Origin of the sequence: Halomonas gemina (genome assembly GCF_023554995.1) — a bacterium.
GTDB classification, from domain to species: domain Bacteria; phylum Pseudomonadota; class Gammaproteobacteria; order Pseudomonadales; family Halomonadaceae; genus Halomonas; species Halomonas gemina.
Map to the genome: position 1 here is coordinate 43,127 of NZ_JAMJPK010000008.1, position 18,773 is coordinate 61,899.

Sequence of the window (18,773 nt, forward strand, 5' to 3'; positions counted from 1 at the left end):
TCGTCACGCATCGCGGGACCGGGGCTCACTGCTCCGCCACCAGCCGCGCCACCGCGCGTTCGAGCCGCGCCATGCCCTCGGCGATATCGGCCTCGGGGATCACCAGCGAGGGCGCCATGCGCAGCACGTTGGGACCGGCGATCAGCGCCATCAGCCCCTCCTCGAGGGCCAGCGGCAGGATGTCCTTGGCCCGCCCCTCGTACTCCGGCGCCATCTCGGCGCCGATCAGCAGGCCCATGCCGCGGATCTCCCGGAACACGCCATGCTGGCGGTTGATCGCCTCGAGGTGCTCGCGGAAGAGGTCATGGCGGTGCCTGACGCCCTCGAGCACCTCCGGGGTGTCGATATATTCCACGGCGGCCAGGGCCACGGCCGAGGCCAGAGGGTTGCCGCCGTAGGTGGAGCCGTGGGTGCCGATGGCCATGGCCGGGGCCACCCGGTCGGTGGTCAGCATGGCGCCCACCGGGAAGCCCCCGCCCAGCGACTTGGCGCTGGTCAGGATGTCCGGGGTCACGCCGTACTGCTGGTAGGCATAGAGCGAGCCGGTGCGTCCCGCCCCGGTCTGCACCTCGTCGAAGATCAGCAGCGCATCGAAGGCATCGCACAGGTCGCGCAGCCCCTGCAGGAACGCCGGGTCGGCGGGGATGATGCCGCCCTCCCCCTGCATCGGCTCGACCATCACCGCGCAGGTATCGTCGTCGATCAGGTTGCGCACGCTGTCGAGGTCGTTGTACTGGCCATGCACGATGCCCCCCGGCACCGGGCCGAAGCCCTGGGAGTACTTGGGCTGCCCGCCGACGCTGACGGTGAAGAAGGTGCGGCCATGGAAGGACTGCGAGAAGGAGACGATGCGGTGCTTGTGCTCGCCATGGTGGTCATGGGCCCAGCGCCGCGCCAGCTTGAGAGCCGCCTCGTTGGCCTCGCCACCGGAGGAGCAGAGGTAGACCTTGTCGGCGAAGGTACGCTCGACCAGGCTGCGCGCCAGGGCCAGCGCCGGCTCGTTGGTATAGACGTTCGACAGGTGCCAGAGCTTGTTCGCCTGGGCGGTGAGGGCCTCGACCAGCACCGGGTGGCAGTGCCCCAGGCCGTTCACGGCGATGCCGCCGGCGAAGTCGATGTACTCGCGGCCCTGCTGGTCCCACAGGCGACTCCCCTCGCCGCGCACCGGGACCGCCTTCTGGGGGGCGTAGTTGGGCACCATGTAGTGGTCGAAGTCGGCGCGGGTCGGGGTCTGGCTCATGTCGCTCTCCATTCCTGGCATCACGGATCATTGGTCACTCGAGTATAGGGAGCGCTGCCGCAGGAGGCTTTCAGCAATGGGACGGCGAGTTGTGTAAAAGGCAGCCGCCGTGTCCTCCCACCTGCGCCACGGGATGGTCGAGGCGGGATGGGGTAGGCTGAAGAGACTCGCCGACGAGGAGTCCACCATGTTCAACACCACGGCCTGGAACCGGATCCGCTACGGGCTCTATGCCCCGGTCTACGACCTGGTGGCCGATCGCGCCTTCCGCGGGCCCCGCCGCATGGCCCTCGGCCAGGTGACCTGGCAGCCCGGCATGCGGGTGCTGCTGGTCGGCGCCGGCACCGGGCTCGACCTGCCCTGGCTGCCGCGGGACATCGAACTGCACGCCACCGACCTCTCCCGGAGCATGGTCAAGCGCCTTCGGCAGCGCGCCGATGCACTGGGCCGCGACGTCCAGGCAGAGGTCATGGACGCCGAACGCCTCGCCTATCCCGACGACCACTTCGACGTGGTGGTGATGCACCTGATCCTGGCGGTGATGCCAGCCCCCGCGCGGGGGCTGGCCGAGGCCCGGCGAGTGCTGAAGGCGGATGGCCAGCTCTGCGTGATGGACAAGTTCCAGGCCGACGAGCGCCCGGCCGGCCTGGCCCGGCGTAGCCTCAACGCCCTCACCTCGGCCATCGCCACCGACATCACCCGCCAGGCCCGCCCGCTGCTGGAGGCGGCCGACTTCGTCATCGAGCAGGACACGCCGGTGATGATGGGCTCGCTGTTTCGCGCCCTGCTGGCCCACCCCGCCTGATCAGCCGGGGCGGGCGGCCCGTTGCCGGGGCGGCGAGATGGTGCACCAGACCCCGGTGATCACCACCAGGCTGCCGACCACCTGCACCGGGAGGATGCGGTCCCCCAGCCACCACCAGGCCCCCAGCATGGTGAACACGGGCAGCAAGTTGAGGTAGACCGCCGCCCGTGTCGGCCCGATGTCGGCCAGGGCGCTGTTGTAGAGCAGCAGCGCCACCACCGAGGGGAAGATACCGAGATAGCCAAGCCCGGCGAGCTCGGCGGTGGAGAGGTTCGGCACCACCCGCCAGGCCCCCTCCAGCAGGGCGATGGGCGCCAACGCCAGGTTGGCGATGACCAGCATGACCAGCAGCCCGCCATAGCGCGGGAAGCGCGCCATGTGCTCCTTGACCAGAAGCGAGTAGCCCACCCAGACCAGCACCGCCAGCAGCATGATCAGATCGCCCGGGTTCATCCCGCCGGGTACCAGCTCGGCGACCTCCCCGGCGGTGATGACCACCACGGCCCCGCCCAGCGAGACCACCACGCCGACCCACTGCAGGGGCCGGAAGCGCTCGCCGAACAGCAGCACGCTGAGCAGCAGGGTCGCCACCGGGATCAGGCTCTCGAGGATGGCGACGTTGGTCGCCGAGGTGAACTTCAGCGCCGCATAGATCAGCGCGTTGAAGAAGGCCACCCCGGAGAGCGCCAGCCCCAGCAGCGGCCGCCAGTGGCGCCGGAAGACCGGCCAGCCGTGTCGGGCCTGGTGCCAGCCGAGCGGCAGCATGACCACCAGGGCGATGGCCACCCGGCCCAGCGAGATGGTGAAGGGCGGCAGGCCCGCCAGGGCCTTGCCGACCAGGATGTTGCCGGAAAAGATCGTCACCACCAGCAGCAGGAAGAGGTGGGGCCGCAGCGCGCTCATCGGGACTCCAGGGCGTGAGAGGGTCAGGCCAGCCGCTCCTCGCGGGGCGTGATGCCGAAGTGGTTGCGGTAGGCGGTGGAGAAGTGCGCCGCCGAGGAGAAGCCGGTCTGCAGGGCGATCTCGCCGGCGGGGCGGTCGCTCTCGCGCAGCAGGCGACGCGCCTGCTGCAGCCGCAGGTCCAGGTAGTAGCGGCTGGGCACCGCCTGCAGGTACTTCTTGAACAGGCGCTCGAGCTGGCGACGGGAGATGCCCAGATGCTCGGCCAGCTCGTGGGTGGTCAGGGGCTCCTCGATGTTGGCCTCCATCAGGGCCACCGCCTCGGCCAGGCTCTCGGGGGCATGGCCGAGCCGCGAGCGCAGCGGGACCTGCTGGGGCTCGTCGCCCATGCGGATGCGTTCCAGCACGAAGTGCTCGGAGATGCGCTCCGCCAGCCGGGGGCCGTGCTGGCTGCCCACCAGGGTCATCATCATGTCCATGGCGGCGGTACCGCCGCCGCAGGTCAGGCGGTCGCGGTCGATCTCGAAGAGCTGGCGGGAGAGGCGCACGCGGGGGAAGGCCTCGGAGAAGGCATCGAAGCGCTGCCAGGGCAGTGTCGCCCGGTAGCCGTCCAGCACCCCGGCCCGGGCCAGCACCTCGGTGCCACCGCCGATGCCGCCCAGCAGCACGCCCGCGCCGGCCAGCCGGTGCAGCCACTCGATCAGGGGCCCGGGGACGCTGCCGGAGAGCGGGCCCGGCGCGCACACCAGCAGCAGGTCCAGCGGCTCGTCCACCTCATTGATCCCGGCCTGGGGCATCAGCGCCTGCTGGGAGGCGCTGGCCACCGGGCCGGCAACACAGGCGAAGGTGGTGAGCCGATACAGGGGTCGCCCCTCGAGGCGGTTGGCCACCGCCAGGGGCTCGGTGGCACAGGCCTGGGCCAGCAGGGAGAAGCCGGGCAGCACCACGACACCGACATGCCGCGTCGGAGACGTCGGACGAAGGGGAGTGAGGGGCTCGGGCATGCAAATCTGGCCTTGGGTGGGTGCCGGGGGCGCCGGAAAGCCCCCATCTTACCCAAGGCCGGAAAGATCCACAGCCCCACCGCGAGGAGAGGCCAGCGGCGACCGCCCGCCTATTGGGCGTTGCCGCTCAGCAGCAACATGGCCGCCGCCAGGATCCCGAGCACCACGATGACGATGGGCAGCACCCGGTGCAGCCCGTGCGGAGACTCTTTTGCCTCGGGCTGGTCTTCATCCGGCTCGGGATGCTCGAAGTCCTCGGGCTGGCTGACTTCCTTGAGATGCTGCAGTTCCTCTTCCGGCGTCTTGCTGTCCCGGGTAACCATGGCACACCTCCACTGGCTGGAATCAGCGTCCCGCACCCCGGGCAACTCCCGGAAACGCGGGCTCCTACAGGTTCACGACATCGAAGTCCGCCACCGGGTTCACATCGGCGTCGTAGTCCACGTCGTCACGCTCGAAGCCGAACAGCTTGAGGAAGTCATGCTTGTAGCCGGCATAGTCGGTGATCTCGAAGAGGTTCTCGGTGGTCACCTGGGGCCACAGCGCCTTGCAGGCCTGCTGGACGTCATCGCGCAGCTCCCGGTCATCGAGGCGCAGCCGGCCGACCTCGTCGGTGTTGCAATCGCTGCCCTGTCCTTCACGAGTATAGAGACATTCGCCGAACAGGCGGTTGAGCTGGTCGATGGTGCCCTCGTGGAGGCCCTTCTCCTTCATCACCTTGTAGACCATGGCGATGTAGAGCGGCATGACCGGGATGGCCGCGCTGGCCTGGGTCACCACCGACTTGAGCACCGCCACGTTGGCGCCGCCGCCGCTGGCCGAGAGGCGCTTGTCGATCTCGCCGGCGGCGCGGTCCAGGTCCTCCTTGGCCTTGCCCAGGGCGCCGTGCCAGTAGATCGGCCAGGTGATCTCGGTGCCGATGTAGCTGAAGGCCACGCTGCGGGCGCCGGGGGCCAGCACGCCGGCGCGGTCCAGGGCCTCGATCCACAGCTCCCAGTCCTCGCCGCCCATCACCGCCTTGGTGTCCTCGATCTCCTGCTCGGTGGCGGGCTCGACCTCGGCCTCGATGATGGCGTCCTTGTTGGTGTCGATGGCGGTGGCGCGATAGGTCTCACCGATCGGCTTCAAGCTGGAGCGCTTTAGCTCGCCGCTGTCGGGCAGCTTACGCACCGGCGAGGCCAGCGAGTAGACCACTAGGTCGACCTGGCCCAGGTCCTGCTGGATCAGCTCGATGGCCTTGTCGCGGGCCTCGTGGGAGAAGGCGTCGCCGTTGATCGACTTGCTGTAGAGCCCCTCGGCCTTGGCAAACCGGTCGAAGGCGGCGCTGTTGTACCAGCCGGCGGTGCCCGGCTTCTTCTCGCTGCCGGGTTTCTCGAAGAACACGCCCAGGGTGTCGGCGCCGTAGCCGAAGGCGGCGGTGATGCGCGCCGCCAGGCCGTAGCCGCTCGAAGCGCCGATCACCAGCACCTTCTTCGGCCGCTGGGCCTCGTCACCCGGCGCCTGGTCCAGGCCGCGGGCGCGGGTCGCCTCGATCTGCTCGAGCACGTTCTTCTCGCACCCGACGGGGTGGGTGGTGGTGCAGATGAAACCGCGTACCTTGGGCTTGATGATCACGTCAGACCTCGTTGTTGTCCGGCGGACGGGACAACCGCGCCCGTCCGCATGGGGGAATGAATGCGCCGGATGGCTGGATCGAAGGGCAGTGGGCGACATTCTAGCGGCCCCGGCGGCGGCTGTCCGCCCTTGAGGCCGTCGCATGGCTGGTGCAGGATGCTCGTCCCGGGCAACGAGTGTGGCAGGAGGGTAGCGATGGATGCACAGACACTGGTCGACGAACGCGGCGAGCTGTGGCTGGCACTGGCCCCGCTATGGCTGGAACGCGAGCCCCGCGAGACCGATTACGCGCGCATGGTCGCCGTCATCCAGCGCCACGACCTGACCGTGCGCGAGCTGGAGTGGGTCTTCCGCCTGGAGCTTGCCCCGGTACTGGCGCGCCACCAGATGTCGGTGGCCGGCGAATGGCGCTCGTTCGACGACTACAAGCTGATGAAGCAGCTGGTGGCCCACAACCTGCGACTCAAAGGCTGGCGGCGCAAGAGCTGGGCGCTTTTCTCGGGGCTGACTACCATGATGACCCGCCATCGCTGGAACGAGCTGATGGGACGGGTGCTGGTCGAACGCGGCGAGGTGCCGTGACCGCGCAGGATGACCCGGCTCGACCACCCGGCTGGGAGCCAACACGCTCCCCTGACCCTCAGGGCTCGTCCAGGGCCCTCTCCAGCGCCTCGCGCAGCTCCACCTCGCCATCGCGGGGCGAGAAGCGGCGAATGACGCGGCCATCCCGGCCGACCAGGAACTTGGTGAAGTTCCACTTGATCATGCCGGTTCCCAGCACGCCCGGCGCCTGGCGCTTGAGCTCGACGAACAGCGGATGGGCGCCACGGCCGTTGACCTTGACCTTCTCCAGCAGCGGGAAGGAGACCCCGTACTCGTGCTCGGCGAAGCGACAGAAATCCAGCGCCGACTCCGGCGACTGGCGGGCGAACTGGTTGCAGGGAAAGCCCAGCACGGTGAAGCCCCGGTCGCGATAGCGAACATAGAGGTGCTCGAGGTCACGCAGCTGGGAAGTAAAACCGCACTGGCTGGCCACATTGACGATCAGCAGCACCTGACCGCGCAGGGCGCGGAGGTTGAAGGGCTCGCCGCTCTGGGTGCGGCATTCGTGGTCATGAATGGACATGGATCATCGGGCTCGCTCTCTGACCCTCTACGATGACACGCCGGCCCCTCACGCGCCAGCCCCGCCCGGGCCAGGCCGCCGCCTCGGCAGCCGGCGTCGCACCTCGGCCACCCGATTCGCCAGGCGGTGTCGCCGCTGGCGCCGCTCGGCCTCCTCCAGGGGCGCATAGGCCAGCCGCTCGAGGTCTCGGGCACACTCCTCGAGCGCCCACCCTGCCGGCCCGGCCCGGGGGGCGATGCGCCGCAGGTGGGCGGCGGGCGACTCCCCCGCGCGGCCCGCCAGGCCGTGCCGGGCCAGCCAGGCCTGCAAGTCGCCCACCAGCCAGCGCTCGTCGCGCCGACGCCGGCGGTGCTGCCAGCCCCGCTGAACCAGCAGCACCAGGCCCGCCGCCGCGACCAGCACTGCCATCAGGCCCAGCGCGGTGGCCATGGCTCCCCGGCCGGGGAGCCGCGCATCCAGCCGGGCCCAGGCCTCGCGCCACCAGCCGACCAGCTGCGCCATCAGCGAACGGCGCGACTCGCGCTGGTAGCCGACCACCCCGCGCTGCCAGCGGTACTCCAGCCGCTCCCACTCCAGGCGCAGGCGGTTCACCCAGCCCACCTCGCGCATGCGCAGCGGGGAGAAGCGGGCATCCGCCAGGAAGGCCTCGCCGCCCTCATCGACCGCCTGGGCGCCCTGCTCGATGCGCTCCGGGGCGATGACCGCGGTGGGATCCAGGCGCCGCCAGGCACCGTCGCGCCACACCTCCACCCAGGCGTGGGCATCGTAGTCACGGACCGTGAAGTGGCCATCCGGGTGTCGCTCGCCGCCCAGGAAACCCGCCACCACCCGCGCCGGAATACCTGCCATGCGCGCCATCACGGCGGCCGCCGAGGCGTAGTAGGTACAGTAGCCGGCCTGGCTGTCGAACAGGAAGTCATCGACGCGGTGCTCGCCGACGAGACGCGGTGGCGAGAGCGTATAGCGATAGGGGGCCTCGCCGAAGCGCGCCATCATCGCCGCGAGATAGGCATCCGGGTCACCGCCCGCCTCGCGCCACAGCCGCTTGGCCAGGGCCCGGGTGCGCGGGTTGGCGTCGTCGGGCAGCAGGCGGTGCCAGCGCGCGCCGGCGGGGTCCGGATTGGCCGGTGGCGCCCCGCTGCTGGAGAGCCTCAGCAGGCTGCGCGAGCTCAGCGGGGCCAGCCCCTCCAGGGTGCCGTCGGCCAGGAAGCGCTGGCGGCTGTCGCTTTCCAGCGGCGTGCCCAGAGAGGGGCGCCAGGGGCGGCTGTCGGGCTCGAGCAGCAGCTCCGCGCTGAACCGTGCGCCCTCCTGCGACTGCCAGGGGGAGCGCGCCGCCTCGCGGACGAAGGCATCGACCGGGCGCTCCAGGGTGACGGCCAGCTGGTCGGGCGTGGCCCGCGACCAGCGGATGCCATCGAAGTGCGACAGGGTGTAGACCCGCCAGTAGCGCTCGTCGGGGGCCGGCTCGCGCCCCTCGAAGCGGGCCCGGAAGGCCCGCGCATCGCTGCGCGACAGCTGGGCGATGTCGCCCGGGGCGATCTCGTCGGTCAGGCCGGTGGAGGCCCGGTCCATCTGCGGCATGCTCCACAGCGGCCCCAGCCGCGGGAAGGTGACGAACAGCAGCGCCATCAGCGGCGCCGAGAGCACCAGCAGCCAGGCCGTCTCCCGCCAGGCCTGGCGAAGGCCGGTGGCACCGGAGAGCCAGACCAGCGACTGCAGCAGCCAGGCCACCGCCAGCAGGGCGCCCGCGGCCATGGGAATCCCCTGGTCATGCAGGAAGGCCACGGCCGTGGTGACCAGGCCGATCACCACCACCACCCGGGCATCGCGACGGTCATGGGTCTCGAGCAGCTTGAGCAGGTAGACGCCGAGCAGCAGGCCGACCAGCCCGTCCATGCTGCCCAGGGTGCCGAACTGCAGCCAGAGCGCCAGCACCAGGCCGCCTACCGCGGCCAGCCGCAGCAGGATGCCGGCCCGCGGCAGGCCGCGGCGCAGCTGCACGAGCCGGTAGCCGGCCACCGCCAGGGCCAGCGCCACCAGCCAGGCCGGCATCCAGGCCAGGTGCAGGGCCAGCACCAGGCACTGGCCGATGAACAGCTGGCGCAGCATGCCCCCGCTCAGCCCCCGGCCATCCGCCAGCACGGCCGGCGCCGCCAGCCTGACGGGGCGCCGGACGCTCATGCTCCGCCCTCCGGGCGGGTCGGTCGGAAGCGCGCCAGGGCATCCAGCACCCGGCGACGCTGGATCTCGCCCTCGCCCTGGGCCAGGGTGAGGCCCGGCAGCCTGAGGCCATAGCGGTCGCCGGCACGGTGGTGGGCCAGCACCCGGGCGCAGAGCACCGAGAGGCGCCGCTCCGGGTCGCCGCGACAGGCAGCGTAGTCCAGCCACAGCTGCCGATGCGGCGGCACGCTGAACGCCTTGGTGGCGAGCACGCCGGTGCGGCTCCACTGCTTCCAGGCCACCCGCCCGGGGCTGTCGCCGGGCTGGAAGCGGCGCAGCCCCTCGAAGTCGCTGGCTTCCAGGTCCGCCCCGCCGCGGTGCACGGCCGGTTCATCCTCCTCCAGCGGATGTGGCCAGACCAGCAGCTCGGCATCATGGTGGACCCAGGCCACCACCCGGACCAGGCCCAGCGGCCAGCGGCTCTCGATCCTCAGCCAGGGCAGCGCCTGCACACCACGCCGGGGCACCGGCAGGGCCAGCTCGGTCTCGCCGCGGCCGTCGAGGATGTCCCCCCGCCCCCGGACGCCAGCGCAATGGAGCTCGAGTGCCGTGCGGTCGCGGCGCGCCCTCAGCAGCACCTTCAGCCGAGCCTCGCCGCCGGCGAAGGCCTCGCGGGGCATGCGCAGCTCCGGGACGACGCCAAGCAGGTTGAGCCAGCCGCGCAGCAGCACCACCACGCCGACGCTGAACAGCCAGAAGGCCAGCCCGTAGGCCAGGCTGTTCTGGTAGTTGATTCCGAACAGCAGCAGCACTACCACCAGCACCGCCCAGCCCAGGCCGAAGCGGGTGGGGATCAGGAACAGCCGGCGCTGGGGAAGCGAGTGCCCCATTGGCGCGGCCAGCCGACGCAGCCACCAGTGGCGCAACCGCCCGCGAAGGCGGGGGCCGGAGCCGGAGCTCGCCGCGGCGGCCACGCTCACCCCATCACCGCCACGCGGGTCAGCAGCTGGCGGGCCAGCGCCTCGCCCTCCTCCCGGGGACCGCTGCTCAGCCGATGGCCCGTCACCGGGACCCAGACCGCCTGGACGTCCTCGGGCAGCACGTGGTCGCGCCCCTCGAGCAGCGCCCAGCCCCGGGCCGCCTGGAGCAGGGCCAGCACGCCCCGGGTGGAGAGCCCCCAGGCGAGCTCCGGATGCTCGCGGCTGGCCGCGGCCAGGGCCTGGACGTAGTCGAGCAGGGCGTCGGCCACATGGACCCCGTCCAGCCGCGCCTGCCAGCCGCGCAGGCGCTCGGCATCCAGCAGCGGCAGCAACGCATCGAGCTTCACTCGTCCGGCCTGGCCGCGCAGGATCGCGCGCTCGGCCCGGGGGTCCGGATAGCCCAGCGAGAGGCGCATCAGGAAGCGGTCGAGCTGCGACTCCGGCAGCGGAAAGGTCCCCGCCTGCTCCTGGGGATTCTGGGTGGCGATCACGAAGAAGGGGTCAGGCAGCGCCCGGGTCTCGCCCTCCACGGTCACCCGCCCCTCCTCCATCGCCTCGAGCAGTGCGCTCTGGGTCTTGGGGGTGGCCCGGTTGATCTCGTCGGCCAGCACCAGCCCATGGAAGACCGGCCCGGGATGGAAGCTGAAGCGCGCCTCCCGCGGGTCGAAGACCGAGACCCCCAGCACGTCGGCGGGCAGCAGGTCGCTGGTGAACTGCAGGCGCTGCATGTCCAGGCCGGCGACCCGCGCCAGCGCCTGGGCCAGGGTGGTCTTGCCGAGCCCCGGCAGGTCCTCGATCAGCAGGTGGCCGCGGGCCAGCAGGCAGCAGAGCGCCAGGCGCACCTCCCGCGACTTGCCGAGCACCACCCCCTCCAGGGCGGCAAGCACCGCGTCCAGGTCGAGGAGTCGCTCCGGCCGGTTCATCACCCCGCCTCCAGCTCGCCACAGGCCAGCAGGGCCTGCACCGCCTGGCGGGTATCCGGGGTGACGCCCTCCAGGGCCAGGGCCTCGGCGGGCGGCAACCAGAAGGCCTCGGCCACCTCCTCGGCCTGCAGCGTCAGCGGGCCGTCGTGATCGACCAGGAAGAGGCTGCCGAAGATGTGGTTGCCGCCCGCGTCATGGACAAACTCGCCCAGGTGGCGCAGCGGCACGCCCTGGATACCGAGCTCCTCGGCGAGCTCGCGGCGGGCCGCCACGTGGACCGCCTCGCCGGCCCCCACCACGCCGCCGGCGGCGAGGTCCAGCCCGCCCGGGAAGACCTCCTTGGTCAGGGTGCGGCGCTGCACGCAGAGCTCGCCGCGGCGGTTGCGCACCACCACATAGGTGGCCCGGTGCCAGAACCGGAAGCGACGCATGGCGGCCCGGGGGGCGCTGCCGCAGGGGCGATTACGGGCGTCCACCAGCTGGATCTGCTCATCGGCGATATGCGGTTCGGGCAGGGAAGCGTCGGCGCTCATGGGGGACTCCCGGGGAAATGCCTTCAGCCTACCCAGTCACGGCGGCATCGTCACGCCGCGCGTTGACCGCTCCCGGGGCGACGGCCATGCTCAACAGAGGCCTCACCCGCGGAGCCCGACCATGCCCGACACCGCTCCCCGCACCCGGCTGGCCACCCACGAGGTGACCAACCAGCCGGCGCCACCGACCGACCGCGACCTGCTCGGCGAGGATACCCCGCTGCATGAGGCCCTGGCCCGGGACGCCCCGGAGTGGGTCGCCAGGCGCCTCGCCCCGCTGGGGCGCGAGGCGGGCAGTGAACGCGTCCAGGCTCTCGGGGAGACGGCCAACCGCCACCCCCCCGAACTGCGCCTCTTCGACCGCCACGGCCGACGGCTGGACGAGGTGGTCTACCACCCCGCCTACCACGAGCTGATGCAGCTGGCCATCGACCATGGCTGGCACGCGGTGGCCTGGCAGGAGGAGGGAAGCGGCGGCCACCAGGCCCACGTCGCCGCCCTCTACCTGCTGACCCAGGCCGAGCCCGGCGTCTGCTGCCCCGTCACCATGACCCATGCCGCGCTGCCGGTGCTGCGCCAGACGCCCGCCGTCGAGGCCCACTGGGCCCCGGGGCTGCTGGCCTGGGACTACGACCCGCGGGTGCTGCCCGCGGGCGAGAAGACCGGGCTGACCTTCGGCATGGCGATGACCGAGAAGCAGGGCGGCAGCGACGTGCGCGCCAATACCACTCGCGCCGAGTCCTCGGCGGACGGCTGGCGGCTGACCGGCCACAAGTGGTTCTGCAGCGCCCCCATGTCCGATGCCTTCCTGACCCTGGCCCGCAGCGACGAGGGGCTCTCCTGCTTCCTGGTGCCGCGCGTCACCGCGGAGGGCGAGCGCAACGCCATCGAACTGCAGCGCCTCAAGGAGAAGTGCGGCAACCGCGCCAATGCCTCGGCGGAGATCGAGTATCGTGGCGCCCGGGCCGAGCCGGTGGGCGAGGCCGGTCGCGGCATCGCCACCATCCTCGAGATGGTCCAGCAGACCCGGCTGGATGCCGCCACCGCCCCGGTGGGCATGATGCGCCAGGCCCTGGTGGAGGCCTGGCGGCATGTCCGTGAGCGCCACGCCTTCGGCCGGGCGCTGGCCGAGCAGCCCCTGATGCGGGTGCTGCTGGCCGACATGGCGCTGGAGGTGGAGGCGGGCCTGGTGCTGGTGATGCGGGCCGCCCGGGCCTTCGATGGCGCCGCCCGTGGCGACGCGGCCGAGGGCGCCCTGGCACGGCTGCTGCCGACCCTGGCCAAGTACTGGCACAACAAGCGCACGCCAGGCTTCATGGCCGAGGCCATGGAGTGCCTGGGCGGGATCGGCTATGTGGAGGAAACGCCGCTGGCCCGGCTCTACCGCGAGGCGCCGGTCAACTCGATCTGGGAGGGGTCGGGCAACGTGATCTGCCTCGACCTGCTGCGCGTGCTGGGCCGCCACCCGGAAGCGCTGGCCGCGCTGCAGGCCGAATTCGCCGCGGTGCGCGGCCAGCAGGCCGAACTCGACCGCGCCCTGGCCCTGCTGGAAACCGAACTGGCCGCGCCGCCCGCCTCGCTCGAGCCGCGCGCCCGCTGGCTGGCCCAGCGGCTGGCCCAGTGCCTGCAGGCCGCCCTGCTGCTGCGCCATGCCCCTTCGGAGGTGGCCGAGACCTTCTGCCGCTCGCGGCTGGGTGACGAGGCCGGACCGGCCTACGGGGTGTTGCCCGCGGATGCGCCGCTGCCGGCCCTGCTGGCGCGCATCGGCGACTGAGCGCCGGCCAGCGCCAGGATCTCCATGGCGGGCATGGGCCGCGCCAGGCCGAAGCCCTGCACATGGGTGCAGCCGTAGCGCTCGAGGTGGGCCAGGCAGGCGAGGTCCTCGACCCCCTCGGCCACCACCCGGATGCCCAGCCGGCGCCCCAGCAGGGCCACCGCCTCGACGATGGCGGCATCCTGGGCGTCCTCGAGCAGGCGGCTGACGAAGCTGCGATCGACCTTGAGCTCGCTGATCGGCAGCAGCTGCAGCCGGGCCAGCGACGAGAAGCCCACCCCGAAGTCATCCACCGAGACCTCCAGGCCCCCCAGGTGCAGCCGCGCCGCGACCTCGCTGCCGAGCAGCTCGTCCTCCATGGCCGCGGTCTCGGTGATCTCGAGGACCACCGGGGCATCGCCCGTCGCACAGCGCCCCTCGCTGACCAGGGAGAGCAGCTCCGGGCACATCAGGTCATCGGCGGTGACGTTGACCGACAGCGACAGGGAGAGGCCGGCCCGGCGCCAGCGGGCGGCATCCTCCAGCGCCAGCTGCAGCACGCGACGGGTCAGGTGGCGGTTCTGGTCGGGCGTGAGCAGCGGCAGGAAGCGGCCGGGCACCAGCAGGCCCGCCTCGGGGTGGGCCCAGCGCACCAGTGCCTCGACGCCGCTGAGGCGGCCGCTGGCGAGCTCGAACTGGGGCTGGTAGTGCAGGGTGATCTCCTGGCGGGCGAAGGCCCGGTCCAGCTCCTCGATACGACAGGGGGGCGTGACGGCGGGGGCGTCACCCGGCGAACACCCCGTGGCCAGGGCCTCGAGGCGTTCGCGCAGCTCGATGAGCCGCATCGGCTTGTCCAGCGAGGCCAGCATCTGCAGCCCCAGGGCCTGGCCGAGGCGCTCGGCGATGCGCACGATCTTGCGCTCGACCCCGCTGAGCAGCAGCACCCGGCCGCTGTAGCCGCACTCGGCGAGCCGGCGCAGCATGGAGATGCCATCCTGCTGGCCGAACTCCAGGGCCATGATGACCAGTTGGGGACGACGGGCCATGACCTCGCCGATCAGGTGCTGGCCGTGCCGGCAGTAGCGGGACTCCATGCCCAGGGTACGCAGCTGCAGAGACAGGGTGGCGGCGGCATCGGGATCCTCCTCGAGCACCACCGCCAGCCGTTGCGCCTGCATCGTCAGATCATTCATCCAGGGGTTCCCACCAGGACACTGATCTTCAGCGTATCAGCAAAAGGCCTGAGTCACAGGGAGAGGGGCATGACGCACGTCAACGTAATCGCTCAGCCGATGGGCCCGACCACCACCCGCAGCGCCAGCGCCAGCAGCAGCACGCCGGTGATGCGGTTGAGCCAGTGGGCCCTGGCCTGCAGCCAGGGCAGCACCCGCGAGTGGGACAGGCCCACCGCCACCAGCACGTACCAGCCGCCGTCGATGACCATCGCCGTGAGCACCACCAGCGCCTTGGCGGCAAGGCTCATCTCGGGGGTCACGAACTGGCTGAGCAGGGCGATGAAGAAGAGGATCAGCTTGGGATTGCCCAGCGCCACCAGCACGCCCTCGCGCGCCGCCTGGCGACGGCTGGTGGCCATGCCCGCGGCATCCAGGGCGCCACCACGCCCGGCGCGCAGGGCCTTGATCCCGAGCCACGCCAGGTAGGCCGCCCCGCCCCAGGTGATCGCCTGGAACAGCAGCGGGAAACGCACGATCAGTGCCCCCAGGCCCCACACCGTGAGCAGCGCATAGAAGCCCACGCCCAGGGCATGGGCGAGGGCCGCCGCGACGCCCGGCAGGCGGCCTCCGCCGAGGGTGTGACGGAGCACCAGGGCCAGGCTGGGGCCGGGCGACATGGCCCCCATGGCGCAGACCGCGGCCAGTGATAGCCATAACGAAAAGGGCATGTACCGCCTCCTGAATCCCGGGCATTGCGTTGGTTCACGGCTATCCTCGCTGGTCGCATAGCCGCAGAACACTAGAGTCGAGAGTTAAGGAACAGTGTTTACAAACACTGTTTTTATACTAGCCTGAGCGAAAGGGGACCATGTAGCCGCAGACTCGATTCCCGCTTCCGCTGGCACGGGCGGCAAGACCCTCACCTGAACAAACTATCAAGCATCCTGAGCCAGCGCCCTTACAAGATACTCGAGGAGGGACAGCCGTCATGACAAACGCCATTGCCACCCCGCTCGCATCCAGCTGGCAACACGTCCATGCCGACTGGTGGCAGGACGATCAAGGCAACGACATCCATCGTGTCGAGATCGATGGCGACGCACTCTACCACTGCCACCACGCCGGATCGCCGCTGCCCTGGGATGCGGTGGCCACCAGCCTGGGCGAGGCCATGGCGATCGCCTCGAGGATCCCGGAACACCGGCACACTACGCCGTGATGCTCTGCAAGGTGCGGTAGCAGGCCCGAGTGATCGACGGGACTCGAACAGCGGCGGGACATGCACGACAGGCTCCTAGCGGTGAAACTGTCCTTCCCGCTCGGGCTGCCAGAGGATGGCATCGATGCGCAGCCGCGTCTCGCGTCCCCCCGGCAGCGGCCAGTCGATGGTCTCGCCGATGCGCAGGCCAATCAGGGCCGCACCCACGGGGGCCATCACCGAGATGCCATCCTCGGTGGTGGACAGCGCATGGGGGTAGACCAGGGTGCGGATGATCTGCCGGTCGCGGGCCAGGTCGGTGAACTGCACCTGGCTGCACATGCTGACCACGTCCTCGGGGATCAGCTCCGGGTCGACCACCTCGCCGCGGGCCAGCTCCTCTTCCAGGGAGCGGGCCACCGCCAGGTCCTTGTCGTCGGCCTCGTCGATGAGCCGCTGCAGCCGCTCGGCATCGAGCCGATTGATGATGATGGGGGGGCGCGTTGCCATGAGACCTCCTGGGCGCCATCAACGCTGATTGCACGTTTTCCGGGGTAACCAACGAAAACAGCCCTCCACCCGAGAACGGGCGAAGGACTGCGATGCCTTTACCTTACGCCATCCCGGGGCGAGGCGACAGCCGCGGGGCTGCAGACCCCTCGGCCGCGACGCTACACTGACGGCACACCTTCACAGAGACGCTGCCCATGACGGTCCGGACCCTCGCCATCGCCCTGCTGATCCTCGGCGCCCTGCTGCCCATCATCGGCTGGTGGACCTCGAGCCCGGTCGCTTTCGTGGGGCCGGCGCTGCTGCTGCTCGGCGTCCTGCTGCTGTGGACCGGGAGGCGGCATGGCCGGTGACACCAGCGACACGCCGCTCCAGGCCCCTCCAGCCGACCTGGCCAGCCTGCTGGGCAGGGTCCAGCAGGCTGGCCATCGCCGGGAGAGCGTCAGCCTCGGCGCCATCCTCGACAGCGTGGGCCGGCGCTCCTTCGCCCCCTTCCTGCTGATCGCCGGCCTGGTCACCCTGGCGCCGCTGGTCGGCGACATTCCCGGCGTGCCGACCCTGATGGCCATGCTGGTGGTGCTCTCCTGCGTCCAGCTGCTGGCCGGCCGGGACCACATCTGGCTGCCGGCCTGGCTGCTGGAACGCCGGGTCTCGCGGGAACACTTCGTCAAGGCCACCCGCTGGATGGAGCGCCCGGCGCGCTGGGTCGACCGACTGCTCAAGCAGCGGCTCGTGCGGCTTACACGGCCACCGGCCCACCTTCCCGTGGCACTGACCTGCCTGCTGATCGCCCTGGCCATGCCGCCCATGGAGGTGGTGCCCTTCACCGCCAACGGGGCCGGACTGGCACTGACGCTCTTCGGCCTGGCGCTGCTGGCCAACGACGGCCTGATGGCCCTGCTGGGCTATGCCCTGACCGGCGGCACCCTGGCGCTGATGATCCTCAACCTGACCTGAACGGCAACAGGTCCCCCTGCCCCAGGAGCCGCCATGCCAAGTCCCGAGAGACACCTCAAGCAGGGCCTCGCCCTGGCGGCACGCGCCGGCTACGTCGCCAAGGGCATCGTCTATCTGCTGATCGGCGGCCTCGCCTCGCTGGCGGCGGCCGGGCTGGGCGGGGAGAATGTCGGCTCCAAGGAAGCGATCAACCAGCTGGTCGCCCGCCCCTTCGGCGACGTCATGCTGGGCCTGCTCGGCGCCGGGCTCTTCGCCTATGCCCTGTGGCGCCTGACGCAGGCCCTGATGGATACCGAGGAGGTGGGGCTGGGCCTCAAGGGGATCGGCACCCGGCTGGGCTTTCTGGTCAGCAGCCTTACCCACGGAAGCCTGGGGGTCTACTGCTTCGACCTGCTGCGCAACCTGGCGATGTCCTCGGGGGAGGCCGCCGCCCAGGATCGCACCGCCCTGCTGATGAGCCACCGCGGAGGCGTGATCCTGGTGTTCGCCGTCGGCCTGGTGTTCCTGGATGTCGGCCTGCGCCAGCTGTGGCGGGCCATCACCCGCTCCTACCTCAAAAACTGGCACCACCAGGAGATGGGCACGGCCCAGCGTCGCTTCTTCGAGGGCATCACCCGCTGGGGCCTCTCGGCCCGCGGGGTGGTCTTCGTGATCATCGGGCTCTTCCTGTGCCTGGCGGCATGGCAGACCGACCCCAGCGAGGCCCAGGGCCTCGGCGGTGCACTGAACGTGCTGGCCGGCCAGCCCTTCGGGCCCTGGCTGCTGGGCGTGGTGGCCCTCGGCCTGTTCGGCTACGGGATCTACTGCCTGATCAATGCCGGCTTCCGGGATACCAGCGTCGATTGAAGACATGGGGCGTTGATCCAAGCACCCCTGGGCGCAGCGGGGTGCTTCGTCTTGCCACGCTTGCTGGCCACTTCAGGAAGCGTGATGCGTCAGGTCATGGAAGTGGATCCCGGTCGCCTTGATGACGGCGGTCATGGTGCGCAGGGTAGGGTTGCCCTTGGGTGAGAGCGCCCGGTACAGGCTTTCGCGTGAGACCTTGGCACGCTCGGCCACGGCCGCCATGCCGCCTTGGGCCTCCACCACATGGCGCAGGGCCATCAGGAAGGCAGACTCTCCGCCCTCCTCGTCCAGCTCGTCGAAGGCAGCGCGTAGGTATTCGAGCGCCATCTCAGGGTCATTACGCAGCATCTCGATCACGGCGTCGTCGTGGCGTTTCATCTCAGAGACCTCCTTCGGTAGTCAGCCAGAAACCCCTTGGCCTGCTCGATGTCGGCCTGCTGGCGCTTCTTGGTGCCACCGATCAACAACATGACCAGGCGCCTGCCCACCTTGGCGTAATACACGCGGTAGCCAGGGCCGTAGTCGATTCGCAGCTCCAGCACTCCCTCACCCACGGCCTTGGCGTCGCCGGCATTGCCAGCGGCCAGCCGGTTGAGGCGGGTCAGCACCCGCATGGCAGCCTGACGATCCTTGGCCTTGGTGGTATCCAGCCAGGCCTGAAAAGGGTCATGGCCGTCAGCGGTCAGGTAGTGCGTGAGCTCCATCATGGAAGCATTGTAGCCTGAAAGCTACAAGCATTGGAGGAAACGCACCGCACTCCCCGGTGGTGGGGCAAAAATGCAAACAGCCGCCCGAAGGCGGCTGTTTCAGATCTGGCACAAGGCTGGTACCGGCGGTCGGACTCGAACCGACAAGGGCTTGCACCCGGCGGATTTTGAATCCGCTGCGTCTACCAATTCCGCCACGCCGGCAACGCGCAGGCATTATACGTGGGCACTGGGGCAGGTCAATCAGCCGGCTGACTTCCCTGCCGCGAGGCGGTATCCTGTCGGGCTTTGCGCGGCTCGTCGAGCCGCCCTACACGACCCCTGAGCCGGATCAGAATGCCC

General features: G+C 70.6%; 22 protein-coding genes and 1 tRNA gene. 7 read left to right on the forward strand and 16 right to left on the reverse strand.

What is annotated here, in order from left to right:
* Positions 1-25: 25 nt before the first annotated feature.
* A complete protein-coding gene (locus tag M8009_RS16380) occupies positions 26-1,240 on the reverse strand; it encodes an aspartate aminotransferase family protein (RefSeq protein ID WP_250063180.1) in 1,215 nt (404 codons plus the stop codon).
* A gap of 187 nt (positions 1,241-1,427) precedes the next feature.
* On the opposite strand from M8009_RS16380, the gene M8009_RS16385 reads away from it, so the two are divergent.
* Positions 1,428-2,045: a class I SAM-dependent methyltransferase gene (locus tag M8009_RS16385; RefSeq protein ID WP_250063182.1), complete on the forward strand. Its 618-nt coding sequence runs from the start codon at positions 1,428-1,430 to the stop codon at positions 2,043-2,045.
* Here M8009_RS16385 and M8009_RS16390 read toward each other — a convergent pair whose 3' ends face one another.
* The 4 genes from M8009_RS16390 to fabV all read right to left on the reverse strand — a co-directional run bounded on the left by M8009_RS16390 (position 2,046) and on the right by fabV (position 5,563).
* On the reverse strand, positions 2,046-2,948 hold the full coding sequence (locus M8009_RS16390; protein WP_250063183.1) for a DMT family transporter: 903 nt from the start codon (positions 2,946-2,948) through the stop codon (positions 2,046-2,048).
* 23 nt (positions 2,949-2,971) lie between these two features.
* Complete coding sequence (locus M8009_RS16395) at positions 2,972-3,949, reverse strand: GlxA family transcriptional regulator (protein ID WP_250063185.1); 978 nt, start codon at positions 3,947-3,949, stop codon at positions 2,972-2,974.
* Between the two features lie 110 nt (positions 3,950-4,059).
* Complete coding sequence (locus M8009_RS16400) at positions 4,060-4,272, reverse strand: hypothetical protein (RefSeq protein WP_250063186.1); 213 nt, start codon at positions 4,270-4,272, stop codon at positions 4,060-4,062.
* A gap of 64 nt (positions 4,273-4,336) precedes the next feature.
* Complete coding sequence (fabV, locus tag M8009_RS16405; RefSeq protein ID WP_250063188.1) at positions 4,337-5,563, reverse strand: enoyl-ACP reductase FabV; 1,227 nt, start codon at positions 5,561-5,563, stop codon at positions 4,337-4,339.
* Between the two features lie 195 nt (positions 5,564-5,758).
* Here fabV and M8009_RS16410 point away from each other — a divergent pair, with 195 nt between their 5' ends.
* Positions 5,759-6,145: a DUF7079 family protein gene (locus M8009_RS16410; protein ID WP_250063190.1), complete on the forward strand. Its 387-nt coding sequence runs from the start codon at positions 5,759-5,761 to the stop codon at positions 6,143-6,145.
* Between the two features lie 58 nt (positions 6,146-6,203).
* Here M8009_RS16410 and M8009_RS16415 read toward each other — a convergent pair whose 3' ends face one another.
* Genes M8009_RS16415 through M8009_RS16435 form a run of 5 tightly spaced genes read right to left on the reverse strand, consistent with a single transcriptional unit; the run spans position 6,204 to position 11,285 of the window.
* Positions 6,204-6,689 carry a glutathione peroxidase gene (locus tag M8009_RS16415; protein WP_250063192.1) on the reverse strand — a complete coding sequence of 162 codons (486 nt, stop codon included), beginning with the start codon at positions 6,687-6,689 and terminating at the stop codon, positions 6,204-6,206.
* Between the two features lie 48 nt (positions 6,690-6,737).
* Positions 6,738-8,870, reverse strand: coding sequence for a transglutaminase TgpA family protein (locus tag M8009_RS16420; protein WP_250063193.1), 2,133 nt, complete (start codon positions 8,868-8,870; stop codon positions 6,738-6,740).
* The gene (locus M8009_RS16425) at positions 8,867-9,829 is read right to left on the reverse strand and encodes a DUF58 domain-containing protein (RefSeq protein ID WP_250063195.1); all 963 of its coding nucleotides are present in this window, start codon (positions 9,827-9,829) and stop codon (positions 8,867-8,869) included. Before M8009_RS16425 ends, M8009_RS16420 begins: the two co-directional genes overlap by 4 nt.
* The gene (locus M8009_RS16430; protein WP_250063197.1) at positions 9,826-10,752 is read right to left on the reverse strand and encodes an AAA family ATPase; all 927 of its coding nucleotides are present in this window, start codon (positions 10,750-10,752) and stop codon (positions 9,826-9,828) included. Before M8009_RS16430 ends, M8009_RS16425 begins: the two co-directional genes overlap by 4 nt.
* The gene (locus M8009_RS16435) at positions 10,752-11,285 is read right to left on the reverse strand and encodes an NUDIX hydrolase (protein ID WP_250063198.1); all 534 of its coding nucleotides are present in this window, start codon (positions 11,283-11,285) and stop codon (positions 10,752-10,754) included. The genes M8009_RS16430 and M8009_RS16435 overlap by 1 nt, the downstream gene beginning before the upstream one ends.
* A gap of 121 nt (positions 11,286-11,406) precedes the next feature.
* Here M8009_RS16435 and M8009_RS16440 point away from each other — a divergent pair, with 121 nt between their 5' ends.
* Positions 11,407-13,059, forward strand: coding sequence for an acyl-CoA dehydrogenase family protein (locus M8009_RS16440; RefSeq protein WP_250063200.1), 1,653 nt, complete (start codon positions 11,407-11,409; stop codon positions 13,057-13,059).
* On the opposite strand, the gene M8009_RS16445 is transcribed toward M8009_RS16440, so the two are convergent.
* On the reverse strand, positions 12,999-14,231 hold the full coding sequence (locus M8009_RS16445) for an EAL domain-containing response regulator (RefSeq protein WP_250063201.1): 1,233 nt from the start codon (positions 14,229-14,231) through the stop codon (positions 12,999-13,001). The two genes, M8009_RS16440 and M8009_RS16445, sit on opposite strands and share 61 nt — an antisense overlap.
* A gap of 92 nt (positions 14,232-14,323) precedes the next feature.
* Positions 14,324-14,941, reverse strand: coding sequence for a LysE family translocator (locus M8009_RS16450; RefSeq protein WP_250063207.1), 618 nt, complete (start codon positions 14,939-14,941; stop codon positions 14,324-14,326).
* Positions 14,942-15,201: 260 nt separating this feature from the next.
* On the opposite strand from M8009_RS16450, the gene M8009_RS16455 reads away from it, so the two are divergent.
* Positions 15,202-15,432 carry a hypothetical protein gene (locus tag M8009_RS16455; RefSeq protein ID WP_250063209.1) on the forward strand — a complete coding sequence of 77 codons (231 nt, stop codon included), beginning with the start codon at positions 15,202-15,204 and terminating at the stop codon, positions 15,430-15,432.
* A gap of 75 nt (positions 15,433-15,507) precedes the next feature.
* On the opposite strand, the gene rnk is transcribed toward M8009_RS16455, so the two are convergent.
* Positions 15,508-15,921, reverse strand: a complete 414-nt coding sequence (rnk, locus tag M8009_RS16460; RefSeq protein WP_250063210.1) for a nucleoside diphosphate kinase regulator — start codon at positions 15,919-15,921, stop codon at positions 15,508-15,510.
* A gap of 197 nt (positions 15,922-16,118) precedes the next feature.
* Between rnk and M8009_RS16465 the strand changes: the two genes are divergently transcribed.
* The 3 genes from M8009_RS16465 to M8009_RS16475 are packed head-to-tail and all read left to right on the forward strand — an operon-like array spanning position 16,119 to position 17,724.
* A complete protein-coding gene (locus M8009_RS16465) occupies positions 16,119-16,274 on the forward strand; it encodes a hypothetical protein (protein WP_250063212.1) in 156 nt (51 codons plus the stop codon).
* Complete coding sequence (locus M8009_RS16470) at positions 16,264-16,878, forward strand: exopolysaccharide biosynthesis protein (protein ID WP_250063213.1); 615 nt, start codon at positions 16,264-16,266, stop codon at positions 16,876-16,878. The genes M8009_RS16465 and M8009_RS16470 overlap by 11 nt, the downstream gene beginning before the upstream one ends.
* A gap of 33 nt (positions 16,879-16,911) precedes the next feature.
* The gene (locus tag M8009_RS16475; protein WP_250063219.1) at positions 16,912-17,724 is read left to right on the forward strand and encodes a DUF1206 domain-containing protein; all 813 of its coding nucleotides are present in this window, start codon (positions 16,912-16,914) and stop codon (positions 17,722-17,724) included.
* A gap of 72 nt (positions 17,725-17,796) precedes the next feature.
* Here M8009_RS16475 and M8009_RS16480 read toward each other — a convergent pair whose 3' ends face one another.
* The 3 genes from M8009_RS16480 to M8009_RS16490 all read right to left on the reverse strand — a co-directional run bounded on the left by M8009_RS16480 (position 17,797) and on the right by M8009_RS16490 (position 18,635).
* Positions 17,797-18,102: an addiction module antidote protein gene (locus M8009_RS16480; protein ID WP_250063221.1), complete on the reverse strand. Its 306-nt coding sequence runs from the start codon at positions 18,100-18,102 to the stop codon at positions 17,797-17,799.
* The gene (locus M8009_RS16485; protein ID WP_250063223.1) at positions 18,099-18,431 is read right to left on the reverse strand and encodes a type II toxin-antitoxin system RelE/ParE family toxin; all 333 of its coding nucleotides are present in this window, start codon (positions 18,429-18,431) and stop codon (positions 18,099-18,101) included. The genes M8009_RS16480 and M8009_RS16485 overlap by 4 nt, the downstream gene beginning before the upstream one ends.
* A gap of 117 nt (positions 18,432-18,548) precedes the next feature.
* Positions 18,549-18,635 (reverse strand) — tRNA-Leu (locus M8009_RS16490).
* Between the last annotated feature and the right edge of the window lie 138 nt (positions 18,636-18,773).